The sequence below is a fragment of the Bradyrhizobium sp. BRP23 genome, from assembly GCF_020194135.1.
Classification (GTDB): domain Bacteria; phylum Pseudomonadota; class Alphaproteobacteria; order Rhizobiales; family Xanthobacteraceae; genus Bradyrhizobium; species Bradyrhizobium yuanmingense.
On the sequence record NZ_JADYVW010000009.1, the window covers coordinates 144708 to 162053 of the forward strand.

Here is a 17346-nt window from a genome sequence, read left to right on the forward strand (position 1 = left end):
TGTGCTGCCGCGCCTGCGGTGGCGGATCTGGGACCTCCTGCACCCGCTTCTCAAATCGCCCGGAACTGTTCATTGTGCCGGCCCGAAACGAAAAGAAGTGGAGCAGCATCAATGACGGAGGGGGTCTCGCGCCGCCGGTTTGCCAAGCTGGCGGGATTGTCCGCAGCTGGGATTGCGAGTCCCCTTGTCGTCGAAGCCAAGCCGGCTCGGCCGCCGCGCAATGCAGGCGGTTTTCCGGCGGGCTTTCTCTGGGGCACGGCGACCTCGTCCTATCAGGTCGAGGGCGCGGTCGAGGAGGACGGGCGAGGGGCCTCGATCTGGGACAAGTTCGTCCGCATCCCCGGCAAGATCGAGGACGGCACCACCGGCGACCGCGCCAACGAGCACTATCACCGCTACAAGGAGGACATCGCCCTCATCAAGGAGCTCGGCTGCAAGGCCTATCGCTTCTCGGTGGCCTGGCCGCGGCTGTTCCCGGACGGCGACGGCAAGCCCAATCCGAAGGGGCTCGACTTCTACAATCGTCTCGTCGACGAGCTCCTGAAGAACGGCATCGAGCCGTGGCTGACCCTTTATCATTGGGATCTGCCCCAGTCGCTCGAGGACCGGTTCGGCGGTTGGCGTTCGACCGAGACCTGCAAGATCTTCGGCGACTACGCGGCCTATGTCGCCGCGCACCTCACCGACCGCGTCAGGAACGTGTTCACGTTGAACGAGAGCGGGCGCTTCGTCTATTTCGGTTACGGCGTCGGCATCGACGCGCCGGGCTTGAAGCTGCCGCAAGCCGATGTCAATCAGATCAGGCACAACAGTGCGCTGGCGCACGGGCTCGCGGTGCAGGCGGTGCGCGCCCATGGCCGCCGCGGCACCAGGGTGGGGCCGGCGGAGAACATCGATGCCTGCGCGCCTGCCTTCGACACGCCGGAAAACGTGCGGGCCGCGGAGATCGCGCTGCGCGAGATGAATGCCGGCTACCTCAACGTCATCATGACGGGCCGCTATACCGACGCCTTCCTGAAATACGCCGGGTCCAACGCGCCGAAATACACCGATGCGGAGCTCAAGATCATCTCTTCGCCGGTCGATTTTCTCGGTCTCAACATCTATGCGCCGCAGAACTACGTGGTGGCCTCCGACCAGGGCGCGGGCTTCAAGCCGCTGCCGATCCCGAAATCGTTCCCGCACATGAATTCGGACTGGCTGCGCGTCGGGCCCGAGACGATCTACTGGGTGCCGAAGCTGGCGGCGAAGATCTGGAAGACGGATGCGATCTATATCAGCGAGAACGGCACCTCCGGCGACGATGTGGTGTCGCCCGACGGCAAGATCTACGACACCGATCGCATCATGTATCTGCGCAACTATCTCGCCCAGCTCCAGCGCGCCACCGACGAAGGCGTGCCGGTGCGCGGCTATTTCCTCTGGAGCCTGATGGACAATTTCGAGTGGGTGTACGGCCTTAACAAGCGTTTCGGGCTGTACCACGTCAATTTCGACACCCAGGTCCGCACGGCAAAACTCAGCGCCAGCTTCTACCGCAACGTGATCGCGAAGAACGCGGCGGGGGCGTAGCTCTTCTCCCTCTCCCCGTTCTTACGGGGAGAGGGCAGGGGTGAGGGGCTCTCTCCGCGAGTCCATCTGTCACCCTGTCACCGTTCTTGCTGAGGCTCCCCCTCACCCGGATTTTCCGCTGCGCGTAAAATCCGGCCTCTCCCCGCACGCGGAGAGAGGCGAAGGGCGAGCGCCGCACATTGACTCTCTTCTCCCCCTTATTCAAAACCGTTCTCAACACCCATAAACAAGAGGACGACGCCAATGCCTGACGCGCTGATCATTGATGCCTGCCGCACGCCGCGGGGCATCGGCAAGGCCGGCAAGGGAGCCCTGTCGGGTATTCATCCGCAGCAGCTCGGGGCGACCGTGCTGCGCGCGCTCGCTGACCGCACCGGCATCGATACCGCCGATGTCGACGATATCGTCTGGGGCTGCAGCGCGCAGGTGGCAACGCAAAGCGGTGATCTCGGCCGCATGTCGGCGCTCGATGCCGGCTACGACGTGCGTGCCAGCGCAGTGACGCTGGACCGCTTCTGCGGCAGCGGCATCACCAGCGTCAACATGGCGGCAAGCTCCATCATGGCCGGTGCCGAGGATCTCGTCATCGCCGGCGGCTGCGAGATGATGTCGATGGAGGGACGCCGCGGCGGTGGTCCGATGATGATGGATAGCGGCAATCTGCGCCTGCGGGCACGGCATCCGCAATCGCATCAGGGCGTCTGCGCCGATGCGATCGCGACGCTGGAGGGCATCACCCGAAGCGACGTCGACGCGCTCGGGCTGGAGAGCCAGAAGCGCGCCGCGCACGCGATCGCAAACGGCCACTTCAAGAAGAGCCTCGTGCCTGTTTACCGCGAGGACGGCAGTCTGGCGCTGGATCATGAAGAATACCCACGGCCGCAGACCACGATGGAAGGCCTCAGCAGCCTGAAGCCGGCATTCCCCGCCGTCGCGGACTACGCGCTCGACGACAAGGGCACGACCTATCGCGGCCTGATCCTGCAAAAGTACCCTGATCTCGAAATCGACTTCGTGCATCACGCCGGCAACTCCTCCGGCGTCGTCGACGGCGCTGCTGCGATCCTTTTGGCCTCGCCCGCTTATGCCAAGGCGCATGGCCTTAAAGCCCGGGCCCGCGTGGTCGCGATGGCCAACATGGGGGACTCGCCGACCCTCATGCTGAACGCACCGGTGCCGGCAACGCGCAAGGTGCTGGCCAAGGCGGGGCTCACCATCGACGATATCGACCTGTTCGAGATCAACGAGGCCTTCGCCGTGGTGGCGGAAAAATATACCCGCGACCTCAAGCTCGATCGCGCCAAGGTCAACGTCAACGGCGGCTCGATCGCGCTCGGCCACCCCATCGGTGCCACCGGCTCGATCCTGATCGGCACCGTGCTCGACGAGCTCGAACGGCGCGACCTCAAGCGCGGTCTTGTCACCATGTGCGCCGCCGGCGGCATGGCGCCGGCCATCATCATCGAGCGCGTCTAGCCAATCGCCCACTGACTTTCTCCCCATTTTTACGGGGAAGAAGACCGGCGACCAGCGATCCGACCCTTATTTTTCAGGGTGAAACACGACCGGCCTCTCATAAAGAGGCCGGTCGTCGCTTGTCGAAAGCGGCGAATCAGTTCTAGCAAGGTTGCGTGCGGGCCTTTGAAACAAGGCAAAAACCGCTGCCCGAGGCTTCATCCGCTCCGGAAGTAGCTAAAAAGCAGGGTTTTTTGTCACAGCAGGCCAGAAAAGCCCGTAATTTCGCGACAAAACTGTGCAGAAGGCTATAGGCCTTCAACGGTTGGTCTAATATGCAACCGGCAACGAATCAGAGGAGACACGATGCCAACCCAGATGTCCAAATCGCAATTGATCGAAAAGATTGCGACCGCCACCGAGCTTTCCAAGCGTGACGTCAAGAACGTCATGGAGACGCTGACCGATGTCGGCCACAAGGAGCTCAAGAAGAACGGCCTGTTCCTGGTGCCGGGCTTCGCCAAGTTCGTGGTCATCAAGAAGCCCGCGACCAAGGCGCGCAAGGGCACCAACCCGTTCACGGGTGAAGAGATGATGTTCAAGGCCAAGCCGGCCCGGAAGATCGTCCGCGCCCGCCCGGTCAAGGCCGCCAAGGACGCCGTGGGCTAACAACGCAAAGGCCCCCTCGAACGAGGGGGCCTTTTGTCTGGGGTAGCCGCGAGGGTTCGAGACGGAGGGCTCAACCCTTGCGGCGCTTCACTCGGACCGTAGCAGGCTGAAGCCGCGGCTCGGGTCCTACGAGCCCATCGCGAATCCGGTCGATCGCGCGATCGAGCAATTGGCGCAGCCGCTGCGTCTTCCGCGACCGCTTCGCTCTTTCCAGCAGTTTCTTCATCGCATTCACTCCGCCGCTTCCTTGGCTTCAGCCGGCTCGAGCGCCGCGGCGATGGCTTCGTCGACGCGCTCCAGCCAGATGAACTCGAGGGTGTCCCGCGCGCTCTTCGGGATGTCGTCATAGTCCCGCTTGTTGCGCGCCGGCAGCATCACCCGCTTCAGGCCGGCAGCAGCCGCAGCCACCACCTTCTCCTTGATGCCGCCGACCGGCAGCACCAGGCCGCGCAGCGAGATCTCGCCGGTCATCGCGGTGTCACTCCTCACCGTGCGGTTGGTGAGCAGGGAGGTCAGCGCCGTGAACATCGCAACGCCCGCGCTCGGCCCGTCCTTCGGGGTTGCGCCCGCGGGGACGTGAACGTGGATGTCGCTCTTCTCGAACGCTTGCGGATCGATGCCGAGCTGAGAGGCCCGGCTCTTCACCAGCGTCAGCGCAGCCTGCACGCTCTCTCGCATGACGTCGCCGAGCTGGCCGGTCAAAATCAGCCCGCCCTTGCCGGGCACGCGCGTGGCTTCGATGAACAGGATGTCACCGCCGACCGGCGTCCAGGCCAGGCCGGTGGCAACGCCCGGAACGCTGGTGCGCAGTGCGATCTCGCCCTCGAAGCGCGGCTGGCCGAGCACGGTGGTGATGTCCTTTGCCGTCACCACGACCTTCGCGGCCGTGCCTTCGGCGACCTGCACCGCGGCATGGCGGAGCACCTTGCCGATCTCGCGCTCGAGGTTACGCACGCCAGCCTCGCGGGTGTAGCCCTTGACGATCAGCTTCAAGGCTTCCGGCTCGATCTCGGCCTGCTCGGCCGAGAGGCCGTTGGCCTCCAGCTGCCGCCGCACCAGATAGCGCCGCGCGATCTCCAGCTTCTCGTCCTCGGTGTAGCCGGCGAGGCTGATCAGCTCCATGCGGTCCAGCAGCGGACCCGGGATCTGGTCGAGCATGTTGGCGGTCGCGATGAACACGACGCGCGACAGGTCGAAGGGCACGCCGAGGTAATTGTCCCGGAACGTCCCGTTCTGCTCGGGGTCGAGCACCTCCAGCATCGCGGCGGACGGATCGCCCTGCACGCCACGGCCCATCTTGTCGATCTCGTCCAGCATCATGACGCAATTCCGCGCGCCCGCCTTCTTGATGCCCTGGATGATGTTGCCGGGCAACGCGCCGATATAGGTGCGGCGGTGACCGCGGATCTCAGCCTCGTCATGCACGCCGCCGAGGCTGACGCGCACGAAAGGGCGATCCATCGCGCGCGCGATGGATTGGCCGAGCGAGGTCTTGCCGACGCCGGGCGGGCCGACGAAGCAAAGGATCGGCGCCTTGCCCTGCGGGGCGAGCTTGCGCACCGCCAGATATTCGATGATCCGGCCCTTGATCTTCTCCAGGCCGAAATGGTCGGCATCCAGGATGGCTCGCGCCTCCTTGATGTCGATCGGCTTCTCCGCGGGCAGCGCCCAGGGCAGCTCGATCAGCCAGTCCAGATAGGTGCGGACCATGCCGGCCTCGCCGGCAGCCTCCGGCATGCGCTCGTAGCGGCGCAGCTCCTTCTTGGCATGCGCCTCCGCTTCCGGCGGCATGTTGGCCTTGGCGATCGCAGCCGTCAGCTCGGTGACCTCGGCCTGCTTGCCGTCGCCTTCGCCGAGCTGGCGCTGGATGGTCGCCATCTGCTCGCGCAGGATCGCCTCGCGCTGCCGCTCGTCGAAGGAGGCCTTGGTCTGCTGGCCGATTTCGTTGCTGATGCGCAGCACCTCCAGCCGCTCGGCCAGGTGCTTCGACACCTTCTCCACGCGAAGAGCGAGGTCGATGGTCTCCAGCACCTCCTGCTTGTCCTGCGGCTTGATGTCCATGAACGAGGTTGCCAGATCCGCCAGCGCGCCGGGCGCGCTGGTGCCCTGGAACATCGCGGCGAGCTCGGGCGGCGCCTGCGGCAGCAGCTCGATCGCCTCGATGGCCTGGCGCTGCAGGTTCAGCGCGCGGGCCTCGATCTCGGGCGAGGTCGTGGTCGGCTCGGGGATCTGCTGGAAGCGCGCGGCCGGGAACGGCGTCCCCGGCAGGAAGTCGAGGATGCGCGCGCGCTGCACGCCCTGGCAGACGATGTGATGGGTGCCGTCGGGCGCGGTGATGTAGCGCACGATGTTGGCGATGGTTGCGACCCTGTAGAGGTCGTCCGGCCCGGGGTCATTGGTCTCGGGGCTGCGCTGCAGGACGATGCCAATCGGCCGCTGCTCGCGCAGCGCCTGCTGCGCGGCGGCAATGGACTTCGCCCGGCCGATCGTGATCGGCGCGATCGCGCCGGGAAACAGCACCATCTCGCGCACGGGGACGATGATCAGCGCGTCGTCGGGGATCTTCACGTCGTTATTGCTTTGTTCGTTGTTCATCTGTTCGGTGGCCATGATCGACCTCAGGATTTCGCGAGGCGCAGTGCGACGCAGCCGTCCATCACGAAGCGGCTGATGGCGTAACGGCCGAGGGGCAATGCAATGCGGCGCTCAAAACGCCCTTGCGGCAGCTCGAGCCGATGGATGCGGGCGTTGCGAAGCTCCGGCGGGAGGGTGCGCTGACCCGAGATGACGAGCACGCCGTCATGGATGACGGTCTCGACATTGTCCGGATTGACGCCGGGAAGCGCGACCAGGATCAGGAGCTCACGCTCGGTCTCGAGCACGTCGATCGGCGGCTCCCAGCAGGCTTCCTGGCGGCCGAACTGCTGGCGCAGCCGATCGGCGCGGGTCAGCGAGTCCAGGGCTTCGGACAGCATCCAGTCGAGGGGATTTTTGGGTTGCATGATGCAGGCTCTGGGGTGGGAAAGCCTGCATATGGGGCCGGTTCCAAGGAAATCCAGTACGGAAATCCAGTGCAGTGGCGCTGATGTGCCATGCGCCGCCGTGCGATCAAGGCAAGCGAACGCCGCGGCATGCGGCCGCGACGTTCCGTTCATTGGCAGGGCGCGGGCTCAGGCCGCCGCGCGGTACTCTTGTTCCGCTTCGAGGTTGATCACAGAGGTGGCGAGCTCGGTCAGCGTCTGATCGGTCGCCTCTTCCTCGTCCAGCGTCTCCTGGAGCAGCCTTGCGGCGTCCTGCATGCCGAGCTCTTCGGCCCAGGTGCGCAACGTGCCGTAGCGGGAGATCTCGTAGTGCTCGACCGCCTGCGCTGCCGCGAGCAGTCCGGCATCGAGCGCCGGCGCGCCCTTGAACTCCTTCATGATCTCGGCGCCCTCGTCGGCAATGCCGTTGATGGCCTCGCAGGGCTTGCCGCGTGCCGGCTTGCCCAGCATCTTGAAGATCTGGTCGAGCCGTTTGACCTGGCCCTGGGTCTCACGCAAATGCTTGTTGAAGGCGGCCGTAAGCTCCTTGGAATTCGCGGCCTTGGCCATCTTGGGCAGGGTCTTGATGATCTTGTTCTCGGCGAAATAGATGTCCTTCAGCGTCTCCAGAAACAGGTCGCTGAGCATCTTCGGCGCCTGACGCGGCCGGCGCGCCGCGGTCTTCTTTGTCGTGCGTTTCTTCGCTCGTTTAGCCATACGTCCTCCTCATGAGGTAACACGGGAAGGCCTCGCCCTCCTCAATCCTCAGGCGATCAAAGCCGCGCCATGAATGAAAGTTCCAAACTGCAACCGGCGAAGGCTCAGGTCGGGCGCTTGTAGGGATCTTCCTGGCGCTGCCGTGCCTCGGTGTTGCGATCGAGCTGCGCCCGCTCGCTGCGGCGCAAGTTGCCCGCCTTCATCACGCCGTAAACGAGCGCCCCGCCGAGCACGAACACTCCGATGAACCAGAGCCAGAGCATCTGGGCCGAGGCGTGGCCCAGGAGCATGCTAATGCCGCTGTCGCTCATGATTGGTCTCCACGATTGTCCATTGCTATCACGCTGAGCTAAGTCGGCGGTCGAAACCTCGTTCCATGCGACCGCAGCCGGAGACGTCAGACCGGGTCGGTCAGCGGTTGCCGCACCGCTTGCGCTTTCGGCTCGCCGCCCCGGGCGGTGAAGTCTCCGGCTTCGGTGGAAGTCCGCAGCCATTTCGTCACGTCGCTGATTGCTTCCCGCGGCGAGTGGCCGAACTTGCGCAAGCCGCGAAAATATTCGAGCTGAAGGTGGGCCGACGTGCCGCGCTTGGGGATCGACTTCAGATGCTGGATGTCGTCTTCGATGCCGAGATGGTCGACGTGGGGTGCCACCATGGCGATCACCGAATCGAGCCAGCTTCTGAACGAGACCGGCTCGAACGAGACCAGGTCGATATAGGTGCCGTCGGTTCCGTAGCGCTGGGCGCGCCAGCGATTCTCCTCCACCAGCGCGCGGTGCACGGCCGAATAGGTGGCGTTCAGCTCGGGATGGTGGACGGCGTGGCGGACCAGCGCGCGGAACAGCGCCGCGATCGCCACCGAATCCGCGATCGCCGTGCAGCAATCGGTGATGCGCAGCTCGAGAGTCGGATGCTGCAGCGAGGGCCGCAACGCCCACCAGACATAGGTGGCGTTGGGGATGATGCCGGCATCGACCAAGGTCTTCACGTAGGTCTCGTATTCGGAAAGGTTCCGAAACATCTCGGGAAAGCCGGTCCGGGGCAGGGCATCGTTGGCGGCATTGCGGTAGCCCAGCAATCCCGTCGGGTAGCCGCACCAGAACGGCGAGGAGGTCGAGAGCGCCAGCAGCAGCGGCAGGAACGGCACCAGGCGGTGCATGATCTCGACGCGCAAATCGGGCTCGGGGACCTCGACATGGATGTGCAGTCCGCTGATCGGGTTGCCGAGGCCGACCATCCCGAGATCGCTGATGACCTTGCTGTAGCGACGCTTGCGCGTCATGCGCTGCTGCTGCGGCTGCGCCAGCGGGTGTGTGCCGGCCGCGATGATGCCGACGCCGTGGTCCTTGCCGACCTCGGTGAGCACCGCGCGATAATGCGTGAGCTCGGCCAACGCATCGGCCGAAGACGTCAGCGGCGGGGTCGCCACCTCGATCTGCGATTGCAGGATCTCGGTGGTCAGCCGCTCGCCGAGCCGCTTTTGCGCCGCGGCCATGTAGGGCTTGGGCAGCTCGGATCGCGGCGCCGCGGACTGGCGGTTGACCAGAAAATATTCCTCCTCGATGCCGAAGCGGTAGCGGTGCATCGCCTACGCCGCCCCTTGTGCCTTGGCGTGGCGGCGAACCGCGTCTCCAAAAGCCGCCAGAATGCGCGCCGAGGCGTGGTCGGAGCTCGCCCAATAATCGGGATGGAAAAGCGTGCCGAGCGCAAAATCGCTGGCGCCCTCGACGCTGACGGCCTCGATCGAGCCGTCGTCGGCGACGGCCTCCGCGACGAGACCCGGTGCGAGATCGGCGATCAGGAAGCTGTGCAGCGAATTCACTAGAATCGAATCCGCGCCGCAGATCTGCTGCAGGACGCCGCCCCTGCGCAAGCCCACCTTCTGCCGCAGCCGATAGCGGGCATCCTCGTTGTCCGCGTCGGGCGTGCCATGGCGTTGCTCCTCGGGCAAATCGTCTGGCTCTTTCGCCAGCGTGCCGCCGAAAGCGACGTTCAGCTCCTGGAAGCCGCGACAGATGAACAGAGCGGGGATGCCCCGCGCCAGCGCCCGCGGGATCAGGCGCAGCGCGACCTCGTCGCGGAATTCGTCGAACGGGCCGTCACGCTTCTCGTCGGCCGTTTGTCCATAGCGGGACGGATGGACGTTGGTCTGTCCGCCGCCGACGAAGAGGCCGTCGAGCCTGTCCAGATAGGCATCGATGTCAGCCTCCGGCGCCGCGGGCAGAATCCGCGGCACGGCGCCGGCGACGAGGCCGATCGCATTGACGCAGACCATCGAAACGGCGGCGAGCTGTTCGCCGCGCGCGACCATGGAATCGGAGAGAATGCCGATCTGCGGTGCGCCGCTGCGCCCCTGCCACTGCCCGCGCGAGGCGCTACGCCGCCACTGCTGAAGGCCGTACGCCACGGCATCCGCTGCGCTGCCGAATTGATGAATCGCCGCCTTGAGCTCTCTGACGTTTGTCCCTAAGCGAAGTGCCCAACGGCTGCAGGCAACAGGATCGTGCGGATCAATTCTGGAACGGGGCTCGTGCAATTGCTTCGGCTGCTTCTGTTCGTGTATCGATGCACAGTGAAACGGCAATCGTCGGGAATGGTTGCTTTGCGATTGCACCGTTCGATCTCATTGCCTCCGCACCAGCCTTAACTTTTGTTATGGCTCTCGCGCGTCCTCGGCATGCTTCTCGCCGCCTATCCGTGCAGTTCGTCATCAACGGGGTCGGTCCGGATCGGCCTGCCCCAGTAGCTGCGACAATCTGTTAACCTGTCGCTATCCCGTTCGGCCGGAGTGTCACGGGATCCGGGACGCTTTCGCTTGCACTGTCATGTTGCTTTGACGTAACTCGGTCCAACAAGCCCTCGACAGGAAATCGACATGTCGATGACAGCGGACGAGCTCGGCAAGAGACAGGCCATTATCGACGCCTGCCGGCGTATGAACGCGCTCGGCATCAACCAGGGCACATCGGGCAATATCAGCGTCCGGCATGTGGACGGCCTCCTGGTCACGCCGACCAGCGTGCCCTATGAGGCCATGCGTCCGGACCAGATCGTCTTCATGGCCATGGACGGCTCGCACGCGCCCGACCAGAAGCCGTCGAGCGAATGGCGCTTTCATCGCGACATCCTGAAGTCGCGGCCCGACGTCAACGCCGTCGTGCACGCCCATCCGACCTATTGCACCATCCTGGCGATCATGGGCATGGAGATCCCGCCCGTGCATTACATGATCGCGGCGGCGGGCGGCGACAGCATCCGCTGCGCGCCCTACGCGACGTTCGGAACGGCGGAGCTGTCCGAGCACGCCGTGCGGGCGCTGGAGGGCCGGCTCGCCTGCCTGCTCGATCATCACGGCATGATCGCGATCGGCAAGACCCTGGACAAGGCGATGTGGCTGGCGGTCGAGGTCGAGACGCTGGCGCGGCAATATCACGGCTGTCTGCAGATCGGACAACCGCCGCTGCTCCCGAGCGAGGAGATCGAGCGGGTCCGTCAGCGCATGGCCGGCTACGGCCTGTCGGAAAGGTAGGGCGGGCCAGACGGTGTTAGTGCGGATCAAACATCTCGTGGATCGCAAGAAGACGAACCGCACCATGGTTCGGCTGCGCGCCCTGCTGCGCAGCAACGAGTTCTACCTGATCCCGCTGGCGCTCGTGATCGGCACGCTCGCGGGCGCGGTCGTGACGCTGATGGCCCACATCGCGCAGATCGCGCATGTCGTGATCTACGGCATTCCCATTGACGTCCACCTGTCGGCCCACGCGAGCGTCAGCCCATGGGCGGCACTGATCGCGCCTGCGCTCGGCGGGCTGGTGCTCGGAATCATGGAATGGTCGCGGCGGCGCATGAAGATATCGAACGCGGTCGATCCGATCGAGGCGAACGCGCTGCGGGGCGGCAATCTGTCGATGCGCGACAGCGGGGTGGTCGCAGGCCAGACCCTGATCTCGAACGGCTGCGGCGCCTCCGTCGGCCTCGAGGCGGGCTACACCCAGATCGGTTCGGGCATCGCCTCGTTGATCGGCAAATTCTTCAATCTCCGCCGCAACGATCTGCGCCTGATGGTCGGCTGCGGGGCCGCGGCGGCGATCGCGGCGGCGTTCGGCGCGCCAATCACCGGCGCCTTCTATGCCTGCGAGCTGATCGTCGGCGTCTATGCCGTAGGCAGTGCCGCGCCGATCCTCGCCGCCTCCCTCGCGGGCGCCTTGACCGCGCAATGGCTGGGCGGCGCGCCATACTCGCTGGAGATACCCAAGGTCAGCGCCGTCGGCGTCGAGCAATATCTGGCACTGATCGGGCTCGCCCTCATCACCAGCGGCGTCGGCATCGCCGTGATGCGCTCCTCGCCGATGTTCGAGCGGCTGTTCGCCTGGATGCCGGTCTGGCTGCGTCCTGTGATCGGCGGGCTCATCGTCGGCGGGTTCGCCATCATCACGCCGCAGGTTCTCGCGGCCGGCCATGGCGCCATGGTGCTCGATCTCTTCCACGACATGACGATCGGCCTGATCGCGCTGATCATCGCCTTGAAGGTGACGGCCTGCCTGATCTCGCTCGCCTCCGGCTTTCGCGGCGGCCTGTTCTTCGCCTCGCTGTTCGTCGGCAGCCTGATCGGAAAGTTCTTTGCCGCGGTGCTGCTGCTCATCAGCCCGAACTTCGCGATCGATCCGCTGGTGGCGATGTTGACTGGCATGGCGACGCTCGGCGTCGCTATCGTCGGCGGCCCGCTCACGATGTCGTTCCTCGTGCTCGAGATGACACGTAACGTCGACGTCACCGCCGTGGTGCTGGCCGGCTGCATCGTGACCTCGATCTGCGTGCGCTTCATGTTCGGCCATTCCTTCTCGACCTGGCGCCTGCATCTGCGCGGCGAGACCATCCGCAGCGCCAACGACGTCGGCTGGCTGCGCAATCTCACGGTCGAGCGCCTGATGCGCTCGGACGTCGGCAAGGTGCCCTCGACCACGACGATCGCCGCCGCGCGCCGCGAGTTCGCGCTCGGCTCGCGGCCGGGAATCGTCATCGTCAACAATACTGACGAATATATCGGCCTCGTCCTGCTGCCCGATTTGTTCTCCAGCGACCTCGACACCATCGCCGACGACATCCAGGTGGTCGAGCTCGCCCGCCTGATCGACATCGTGCTGATCCCGGAAATGAACGTGAAGTCGGCGATGGCGGTGTTCGACGAAGCCGAGGCGGAGATGCTGGCGGTGGTCGATTCCACCGACAGCCGCAAGGTGGTCGGCTTCCTCACCGAGAGCTTCGCCCGCCGCCGCTATGTCGAGGAAATCGACAAGGCGACGAGAGGCGTGCTGGGGGCGCTGTCGTAGGCGCGGTTACCGGCCGGGTGGTGCTGCGACGAGCCAGGCCACGATCCGGCGGACCAGCGGCAGCACCAGGAGCAGGGTCGGGAAGGCGACGAGCCAGGACAGTCCCCAGGCGCCCGGCCAGGCCGCCAGGAACGCCGGCGTTGCCCCCAGGCTCCGCAGCGTCGAAATGACCGATACCACCGCCGTCATGAGGATGGACAGCACGAATGGCGTCACGATCGGCGCATAGCGCGCCGGCAGTTTGCGAACCACAATCATCTGGTTTCTCTAGGAAAGGGCGCGTCGATCTCGGTGAACCTGGAAAATGGCATCGATCCCGACGGCGTCGGTTGATGCGTTGGTTCACGTAAACGCTTACGGCGACCGAAAACGGCGCGGCCGTTCATTAACCGCTCAGGTTGGCTGGTTCAAGCTGGGTCTGATCGTTCGGGATTTACAATCGTTCAAAGCGTGGCAGATCGCCGCGATCATGAAACCATTTCAGTGGTTTGCGGATTATAGATCGTTTGCTTATGTTTCTTTGGGCGAGAACAGAGGAAATTCGAACATGAGTATTGGACCCGTGATTTCCGCAGCCGGCCGCAACACGATCGTGGTCGCGCTCGCTGGCCTCGCCCTGATTGCGGCTTCCGCATCCCCGTCCGCAGCGGCTTCGGCCGGGACACCGGCCGCCAAGTCGGCTGTCAAGGCGGTCGTTGCCGGCCAGGCTGCCTCCGACGTCACCGATTTCAGCTCGCACCGGCGGCGTTACTATCGACGCGGGCCGAATGCCGCGGGTCTCGCCTTCATGGGCATGGCCGCAGGTCTGATCGGAGGCGCGATCGCCGAGAGCCGCCGCCGCGAATATTATGAAAACCGCTATTATTATGGCTATGGCCCGCGTTACTACGGCGGCCCTGGTTACTACGGCGGTTCCGGCTACTACTACGATCCGGGCTATCGTTACGCACCGTACTGAGCTCTCCAGGTCTCGACGAGCTCAATCTCGTCTCTCGTAGCCCGGATGGAGCGAAAGCGTAATCCGGGGCTGCGCGCTCGGCATCTTGCGCTGTCCCGGATTACGCTTTCGCTCCATCCAGGCTACGGGACCGAGGTGTGTCGCGGCGCTGTCAACCCGCTCGCGCGAAAATATTCCGCTTTACCGAAATTCGGAAAGGACGTATGTGTCGCCCATCCCGGCTTAATCTCGAGGGGCGATCATGAGGTCGTCATTGTCGCGAGCCGGGCTTGCGGTGGACGCGGCAGCGTCGTGTACGAGAGCTGAGGGCAGGGCGGATTGCTCTCCGTGAGCCCCTAAGCTTCGTACGGACGAGCGGCGCTGTCAGGTTCGTCGTGCCGGCATTTCGATGGCAACGTGCACAACGCCGTCGAACCCTGTGGCGCCAACGGACCGCGCGTACGGCAAAACCGTGTGGTCCTGGCCGCAAGCGCTATTTGGTCATTCTCTGAAACTGCGGAAAAAGCATCAGCTTCAACGGCGTATGGGGCTTCCTAGCTGAGGGCGAGGCCTCTCGCCCAATTCACCGGGCCCCAATAGGCCCTAGTTTCACGCTTTGCAGAGCGGGGCGCTTTGTTGCGGCCGCGAACGCCTTGACGCTCGATGTCCGTTTAGCCGTTGAAAGCGGGAATCATTGGACGTAGGCCAAATGTCACCGAAGGGCCAAAAGGAGACCTTGTCGTCTCTTTTTACAAAGGGCGGGGTCCAGCTATCTGTTTGTCGCCTCATTGCTCCGGAACGCCTGCCTTCCTCAGCCCATCGACGATGTCGTCGTACTCAAGCCGATACTGCGGATTGCTCGATCGTGCGTAGCCGATTTGATGGAACCACCGGATGGTAAACTCCGGCCGGACTGTATTCAATTCGGCTAACATTTGGTGGGCCATTTCCAATTGGCCCGTGGCTCCATAGGCTGAAATCAGGTCCACATACGGCAACCAGTTTGATTTATTCAGAGTGATCGAGCGCCTACACTCTTCGATGGCTTCGTTATACTGGCGGACATGTAAGTGAGCGTGACACAGGAAGAAACGCCAAATACCTGCGGCTGGATCCTTGGGGCTTAGGCGTAGAGCGATCTGAATCGGAGAGAACGCTTCGCGCGCGCGACCCGCGGTGATGAGCGAGATTCCTTTTGAGGCGTATGCTATGGGTGAATTAGGATCGATTGCCAACGCGGCATCGAGCTCAGATAATGCTTGTTCTGGACTTCCGTAATTCAAAATGCTTCCCATAGCTATACGAGCGTTCGCCGCCGCCGGGCGCTTTGCAAGAACTTGATCAATTAGTTTGGTCGCCGTCTTTTTGTCCTCGACCACAGACGTTGACCAACCGTTATTTAGATCAGTGGCTATGCACCACGCCTTCCCAAGCAGTGCGTCGGTGTTATCCGGATCAAGGCGCAGCGCGCTGTTAAAGAAGTCCTTTGCTTGTGCGTTCGTTGCCTTGGTCCCAGGCTCATAGACCTTCGCCCAACCGCGCATGCTGAGATCGGCAGCATCTGGATTCGTCGACTGGTTCATTTGGCTACGCCGGCTTTCAGCCTGGACAAGTTGGACGTTGAGAGAGCGGGCGAGCCGTGCCGTGACTTCCTCCTGCAATGCCGCAAGATCCGCACGATCTCCATCAAAGCGGTCCGACCAGACGTCGCGGCCAGTTGACAGGTCTGCAAGCGACACATTCATTCGGACCTGAGCTCCGGCCCGCTGCACCGCGCCCTGCACGGCCCAGCGGATGCTGAGATCCTTACCGAGTGTCTTGAGATCAATCTGCTTGTTCTTATATGAAAAAGCCGTCCCGCGCCCGATGACGAATGTATCGGGCAATTGCGCGAGGTCAGTCGTCAGATCGGTCGTGATGCCGTCGGCGAAATAGTCCTGCTCTGCATCATTGTTGAGGTTAGCGAATGGCAAGACAACGAGAGACAACCGGGGAGCAATGTCGGGCCGGGCCGTAGCCTCCTTCTGCGTTTTTTGGCTCCCTGGAAACACTTCGGTGCGGAGCGTCTTCCAAACAGTCCAGTAACCGATGAGGCCGCCTGCGACCGCACCGACGGCAGCAATCGAGGCCAACGCGCCGCCGATCAACTGCAACCGTGCGCGCAGGCGAATCTTCAAATTGCGATCGGATGGCAGCTTTGCCGGTTGCTCTTTATCTGATGGCGGTTTGTCCGGTAGGCCGTTGGAGATTTCCGAGTTTGTCACCGTTGCCTCTCCGCAGGTGCCCATAGCCCCAACTCTATACTAGCAGAGATGCGCACTTAAGGTTGGTCAAGGCCCCTGACTCATTCGCCTTTCTGGATTTGTCGCCGCAACAATCGTCGGCGCATGAAGTCCGGTCCGGTCAATCGCGACGATATGGCCTTGGTTTAAGTTAGGCCCGGCCTACCCCTGACAGCCGACATATCCTAGGTCGTGCGATGCCGCAGCGATGGGCCATAACCAGACCTCAGGTTGTGAAAGCGTATCGGATGCAGACCCTCCGGCCGTGAAGAAAGGCCCCGCACTGGCTCAGTCTAAGTTGGAATTGCCTCGATGACCTGAAAGTGCGGGCCTGCGCGGGCTGTGCCGCGCATCTCAAATCCGGCCGTTCGACATAGCGCGGAATACTCGTCGTAGCTCCGTTCAAGCGCTCCGAGCATGACGAGCATATTGAGGTCGCTGAATTTCGAGATTGGCCCTTCGTTCGGCGCGTCCACCACACGTCAATGAGGAGTAATCTGGCATCAGCGGTCATAGCGCGGCGGCAGGTCTTCAGGATAGAAATCGCTTCCTTATCGTCCCAATCATGGATAATCGCCCGCATCACATAGGCCTCAGCCCCCTCCGGGATGGATTCAAAGAAGCTGCCTCCGACGATTTCGCATCTGTCCGCGACACCATGTTGGTTCAGAACTTCCGCTGCCTTGCCAACAACGTGCGGCTGATCGAACAGCGTTCCGCGCAGGCCCTTATTTGCTCCGAGAATTCCCGCCAGCAGTTGGCCTTCACCACCCCCGATATCCGCGACGTGACGAAAGCTGCTGAAATCGTAGGCGGCGATAATAGCTTCGATCGCGCCGCGTGAATTGGCCGTCATGGCTCGGTTGAAGATCGCGTTCTCATCCGGACGGGTGCTGCGATACTCCCATACGCTCTGACCATTGAGATGCCGAAAGGCACTCTCGCCGGTGCGGACGCTTGTGTTCAAGATGCCCCCAGGCCTGCCAAGCATAAGGTCGGCCGACATATGCGGCCCAGCCGTCGAGTGGAGTCGGCGAGTCGGAACGAAGACACTCGCTCATCGGGGTGAGCGAGAACGTTTTGTTCTCGGCCTCATGGAAAACACCGACTGAAGCCAGCGCCCGCAAGAGCCGATAGAGTGTCCTCGGATGCGATCCGCTGAGCTGAGCAAGTTCGTTGCTGCCTTGGGGCCCGCAACTAAGGTGGTCGGCTATGCCAAGCCGGGCCGCCACGTGAATGGCCTGCGAAATCTGATAACCGTTAATCAGCCGCGTAAGGTCCGAGAAGGCATTGGCGGCCATGGTGTCACCTCCTGCTGCTCCGCACACAGTAAAGATGCATCGAGTACCAGACTTCCCGCAAAC

General features: G+C 63.4%; 17 protein-coding genes. 6 read left to right on the forward strand and 11 right to left on the reverse strand.

Annotated elements, in window-relative coordinates:
• The first annotated feature begins 111 nt into the window (after nucleotides 1-111).
• The 3 genes from I6F24_RS24360 to I6F24_RS24370 all read left to right on the forward strand — a co-directional run bounded on the left by I6F24_RS24360 (nucleotide 112) and on the right by I6F24_RS24370 (nucleotide 3696).
• Nucleotides 112-1572, forward strand: coding sequence for a GH1 family beta-glucosidase (locus I6F24_RS24360; protein ID WP_225150416.1), 1461 nt, complete (start codon nucleotides 112-114; stop codon nucleotides 1570-1572).
• 243 nt (nucleotides 1573-1815) lie between these two features.
• Nucleotides 1816-3048 (forward strand): acetyl-CoA C-acetyltransferase, encoded by a 1233-nt coding sequence (locus tag I6F24_RS24365; protein ID WP_225150418.1) that lies wholly within the window; start codon nucleotides 1816-1818, stop codon nucleotides 3046-3048.
• Between the two features lie 345 nt (nucleotides 3049-3393).
• Nucleotides 3394-3696 (forward strand): HU family DNA-binding protein, encoded by a 303-nt coding sequence (locus tag I6F24_RS24370; RefSeq protein ID WP_018320691.1) that lies wholly within the window; start codon nucleotides 3394-3396, stop codon nucleotides 3694-3696.
• 70 nt (nucleotides 3697-3766) lie between these two features.
• Here the strand turns inward: I6F24_RS24370 and I6F24_RS24375 are convergent, their stop codons facing one another.
• From I6F24_RS24375 to I6F24_RS24405, 7 genes are all read right to left on the reverse strand, one after another.
• A complete protein-coding gene (locus tag I6F24_RS24375; protein WP_167361688.1) occupies nucleotides 3767-3922 on the reverse strand; it encodes a hypothetical protein in 156 nt (51 codons plus the stop codon).
• A 5-nt stretch (nucleotides 3923-3927) separates the two neighbouring features.
• Complete coding sequence (gene lon, locus I6F24_RS24380; protein ID WP_225150420.1) at nucleotides 3928-6306, reverse strand: endopeptidase La; 2379 nt, start codon at nucleotides 6304-6306, stop codon at nucleotides 3928-3930.
• Between the two features lie 8 nt (nucleotides 6307-6314).
• A complete protein-coding gene (locus I6F24_RS24385) occupies nucleotides 6315-6698 on the reverse strand; it encodes an Hsp20/alpha crystallin family protein (RefSeq protein WP_024342525.1) in 384 nt (127 codons plus the stop codon).
• Between the two features lie 168 nt (nucleotides 6699-6866).
• Nucleotides 6867-7433, reverse strand: a complete 567-nt coding sequence (locus I6F24_RS24390; RefSeq protein WP_036042072.1) for a ferritin-like domain-containing protein — start codon at nucleotides 7431-7433, stop codon at nucleotides 6867-6869.
• Nucleotides 7434-7537: 104 nt separating this feature from the next.
• Nucleotides 7538-7744, reverse strand: coding sequence for a hypothetical protein (locus I6F24_RS24395; RefSeq protein WP_225150422.1), 207 nt, complete (start codon nucleotides 7742-7744; stop codon nucleotides 7538-7540).
• Between the two features lie 86 nt (nucleotides 7745-7830).
• Nucleotides 7831-9018: a carboxylate-amine ligase gene (locus tag I6F24_RS24400; protein ID WP_225127641.1), complete on the reverse strand. Its 1188-nt coding sequence runs from the start codon at nucleotides 9016-9018 to the stop codon at nucleotides 7831-7833.
• A gap of 3 nt (nucleotides 9019-9021) precedes the next feature.
• Nucleotides 9022-9840, reverse strand: coding sequence for a gamma-glutamyl-gamma-aminobutyrate hydrolase family protein (locus I6F24_RS24405; protein ID WP_346656924.1), 819 nt, complete (start codon nucleotides 9838-9840; stop codon nucleotides 9022-9024).
• Between the two features lie 468 nt (nucleotides 9841-10308).
• Between I6F24_RS24405 and I6F24_RS24410 the strand changes: the two genes are divergently transcribed.
• Together I6F24_RS24410 and I6F24_RS24415 are read left to right on the forward strand one after the other, a co-directional pair.
• Complete coding sequence (locus tag I6F24_RS24410) at nucleotides 10309-10962, forward strand: L-fuculose-phosphate aldolase (RefSeq protein ID WP_192893125.1); 654 nt, start codon at nucleotides 10309-10311, stop codon at nucleotides 10960-10962.
• A gap of 13 nt (nucleotides 10963-10975) precedes the next feature.
• Complete coding sequence (locus I6F24_RS24415) at nucleotides 10976-12763, forward strand: chloride channel protein (protein WP_225150426.1); 1788 nt, start codon at nucleotides 10976-10978, stop codon at nucleotides 12761-12763.
• 6 nt (nucleotides 12764-12769) lie between these two features.
• Here the strand turns inward: I6F24_RS24415 and I6F24_RS24420 are convergent, their stop codons facing one another.
• Nucleotides 12770-13021 (reverse strand): DUF2798 domain-containing protein, encoded by a 252-nt coding sequence (locus I6F24_RS24420; RefSeq protein ID WP_036042074.1) that lies wholly within the window; start codon nucleotides 13019-13021, stop codon nucleotides 12770-12772.
• Nucleotides 13022-13310: 289 nt separating this feature from the next.
• Here I6F24_RS24420 and I6F24_RS24425 point away from each other — a divergent pair, with 289 nt between their 5' ends.
• Nucleotides 13311-13721: a hypothetical protein gene (locus tag I6F24_RS24425; RefSeq protein ID WP_225133400.1), complete on the forward strand. Its 411-nt coding sequence runs from the start codon at nucleotides 13311-13313 to the stop codon at nucleotides 13719-13721.
• A 764-nt stretch (nucleotides 13722-14485) separates the two neighbouring features.
• Here I6F24_RS24425 and I6F24_RS24430 read toward each other — a convergent pair.
• The 3 genes from I6F24_RS24430 to I6F24_RS24440 all read right to left on the reverse strand — a co-directional run bounded on the left by I6F24_RS24430 (nucleotide 14486) and on the right by I6F24_RS24440 (nucleotide 17283).
• Nucleotides 14486-15964 (reverse strand): tetratricopeptide repeat protein, encoded by a 1479-nt coding sequence (locus tag I6F24_RS24430; RefSeq protein ID WP_225143403.1) that lies wholly within the window; start codon nucleotides 15962-15964, stop codon nucleotides 14486-14488.
• Nucleotides 15965-16208: 244 nt separating this feature from the next.
• Nucleotides 16209-16973, reverse strand: coding sequence for a methyltransferase (locus I6F24_RS24435; RefSeq protein ID WP_225150698.1), 765 nt, complete (start codon nucleotides 16971-16973; stop codon nucleotides 16209-16211).
• On the reverse strand, nucleotides 16861-17283 hold the full coding sequence (locus tag I6F24_RS24440) for a methyltransferase dimerization domain-containing protein (RefSeq protein ID WP_225143404.1): 423 nt from the start codon (nucleotides 17281-17283) through the stop codon (nucleotides 16861-16863). Before I6F24_RS24440 ends, I6F24_RS24435 begins: the two co-directional genes overlap by 113 nt.
• Nucleotides 17284-17346: the final 63 nt, after the last annotated feature.

Excerpts from the sequence above, each read along its gene's own strand:
- I6F24_RS24360 (WP_225150416.1), top strand. The coding sequence starts at position 112 with ATGACGGAGGGGGTCTCGCGCCGCCGGTTTGCCAAGCTGGCGGGATTG.
- I6F24_RS24365 (WP_225150418.1), top strand. The coding sequence starts at position 1,816 with ATGCCTGACGCGCTGATCATTGATGCCTGCCGCACGCCGCGGGGCATC.
- I6F24_RS24370 (WP_018320691.1), top strand. The coding sequence starts at position 3,394 with ATGCCAACCCAGATGTCCAAATCGCAATTGATCGAAAAGATTGCGACC.
- I6F24_RS24375 (WP_167361688.1), bottom strand. The coding sequence starts at position 3,922 with ATGAAGAAACTGCTGGAAAGAGCGAAGCGGTCGCGGAAGACGCAGCGG.
- lon (WP_225150420.1), bottom strand. The coding sequence starts at position 6,306 with ATGGCCACCGAACAGATGAACAACGAACAAAGCAATAACGACGTGAAG.
- I6F24_RS24385 (WP_024342525.1), bottom strand. The coding sequence starts at position 6,698 with ATGCAACCCAAAAATCCCCTCGACTGGATGCTGTCCGAAGCCCTGGAC.
- I6F24_RS24390 (WP_036042072.1), bottom strand. The coding sequence starts at position 7,433 with ATGGCTAAACGAGCGAAGAAACGCACGACAAAGAAGACCGCGGCGCGC.
- I6F24_RS24395 (WP_225150422.1), bottom strand. The coding sequence starts at position 7,744 with ATGAGCGACAGCGGCATTAGCATGCTCCTGGGCCACGCCTCGGCCCAG.
- I6F24_RS24400 (WP_225127641.1), bottom strand. The coding sequence starts at position 9,018 with ATGCACCGCTACCGCTTCGGCATCGAGGAGGAATATTTTCTGGTCAAC.
- I6F24_RS24410 (WP_192893125.1), top strand. The coding sequence starts at position 10,309 with ATGTCGATGACAGCGGACGAGCTCGGCAAGAGACAGGCCATTATCGAC.
- I6F24_RS24420 (WP_036042074.1), bottom strand. The coding sequence starts at position 13,021 with ATGATTGTGGTTCGCAAACTGCCGGCGCGCTATGCGCCGATCGTGACG.
- I6F24_RS24425 (WP_225133400.1), top strand. The coding sequence starts at position 13,311 with ATGAGTATTGGACCCGTGATTTCCGCAGCCGGCCGCAACACGATCGTG.
- I6F24_RS24435 (WP_225150698.1), bottom strand. The coding sequence starts at position 16,973 with ATGCTTGGCAGGCCTGGGGGCATCTTGAACACAAGCGTCCGCACCGGC.
- I6F24_RS24440 (WP_225143404.1), bottom strand. The coding sequence starts at position 17,283 with ATGGCCGCCAATGCCTTCTCGGACCTTACGCGGCTGATTAACGGTTAT.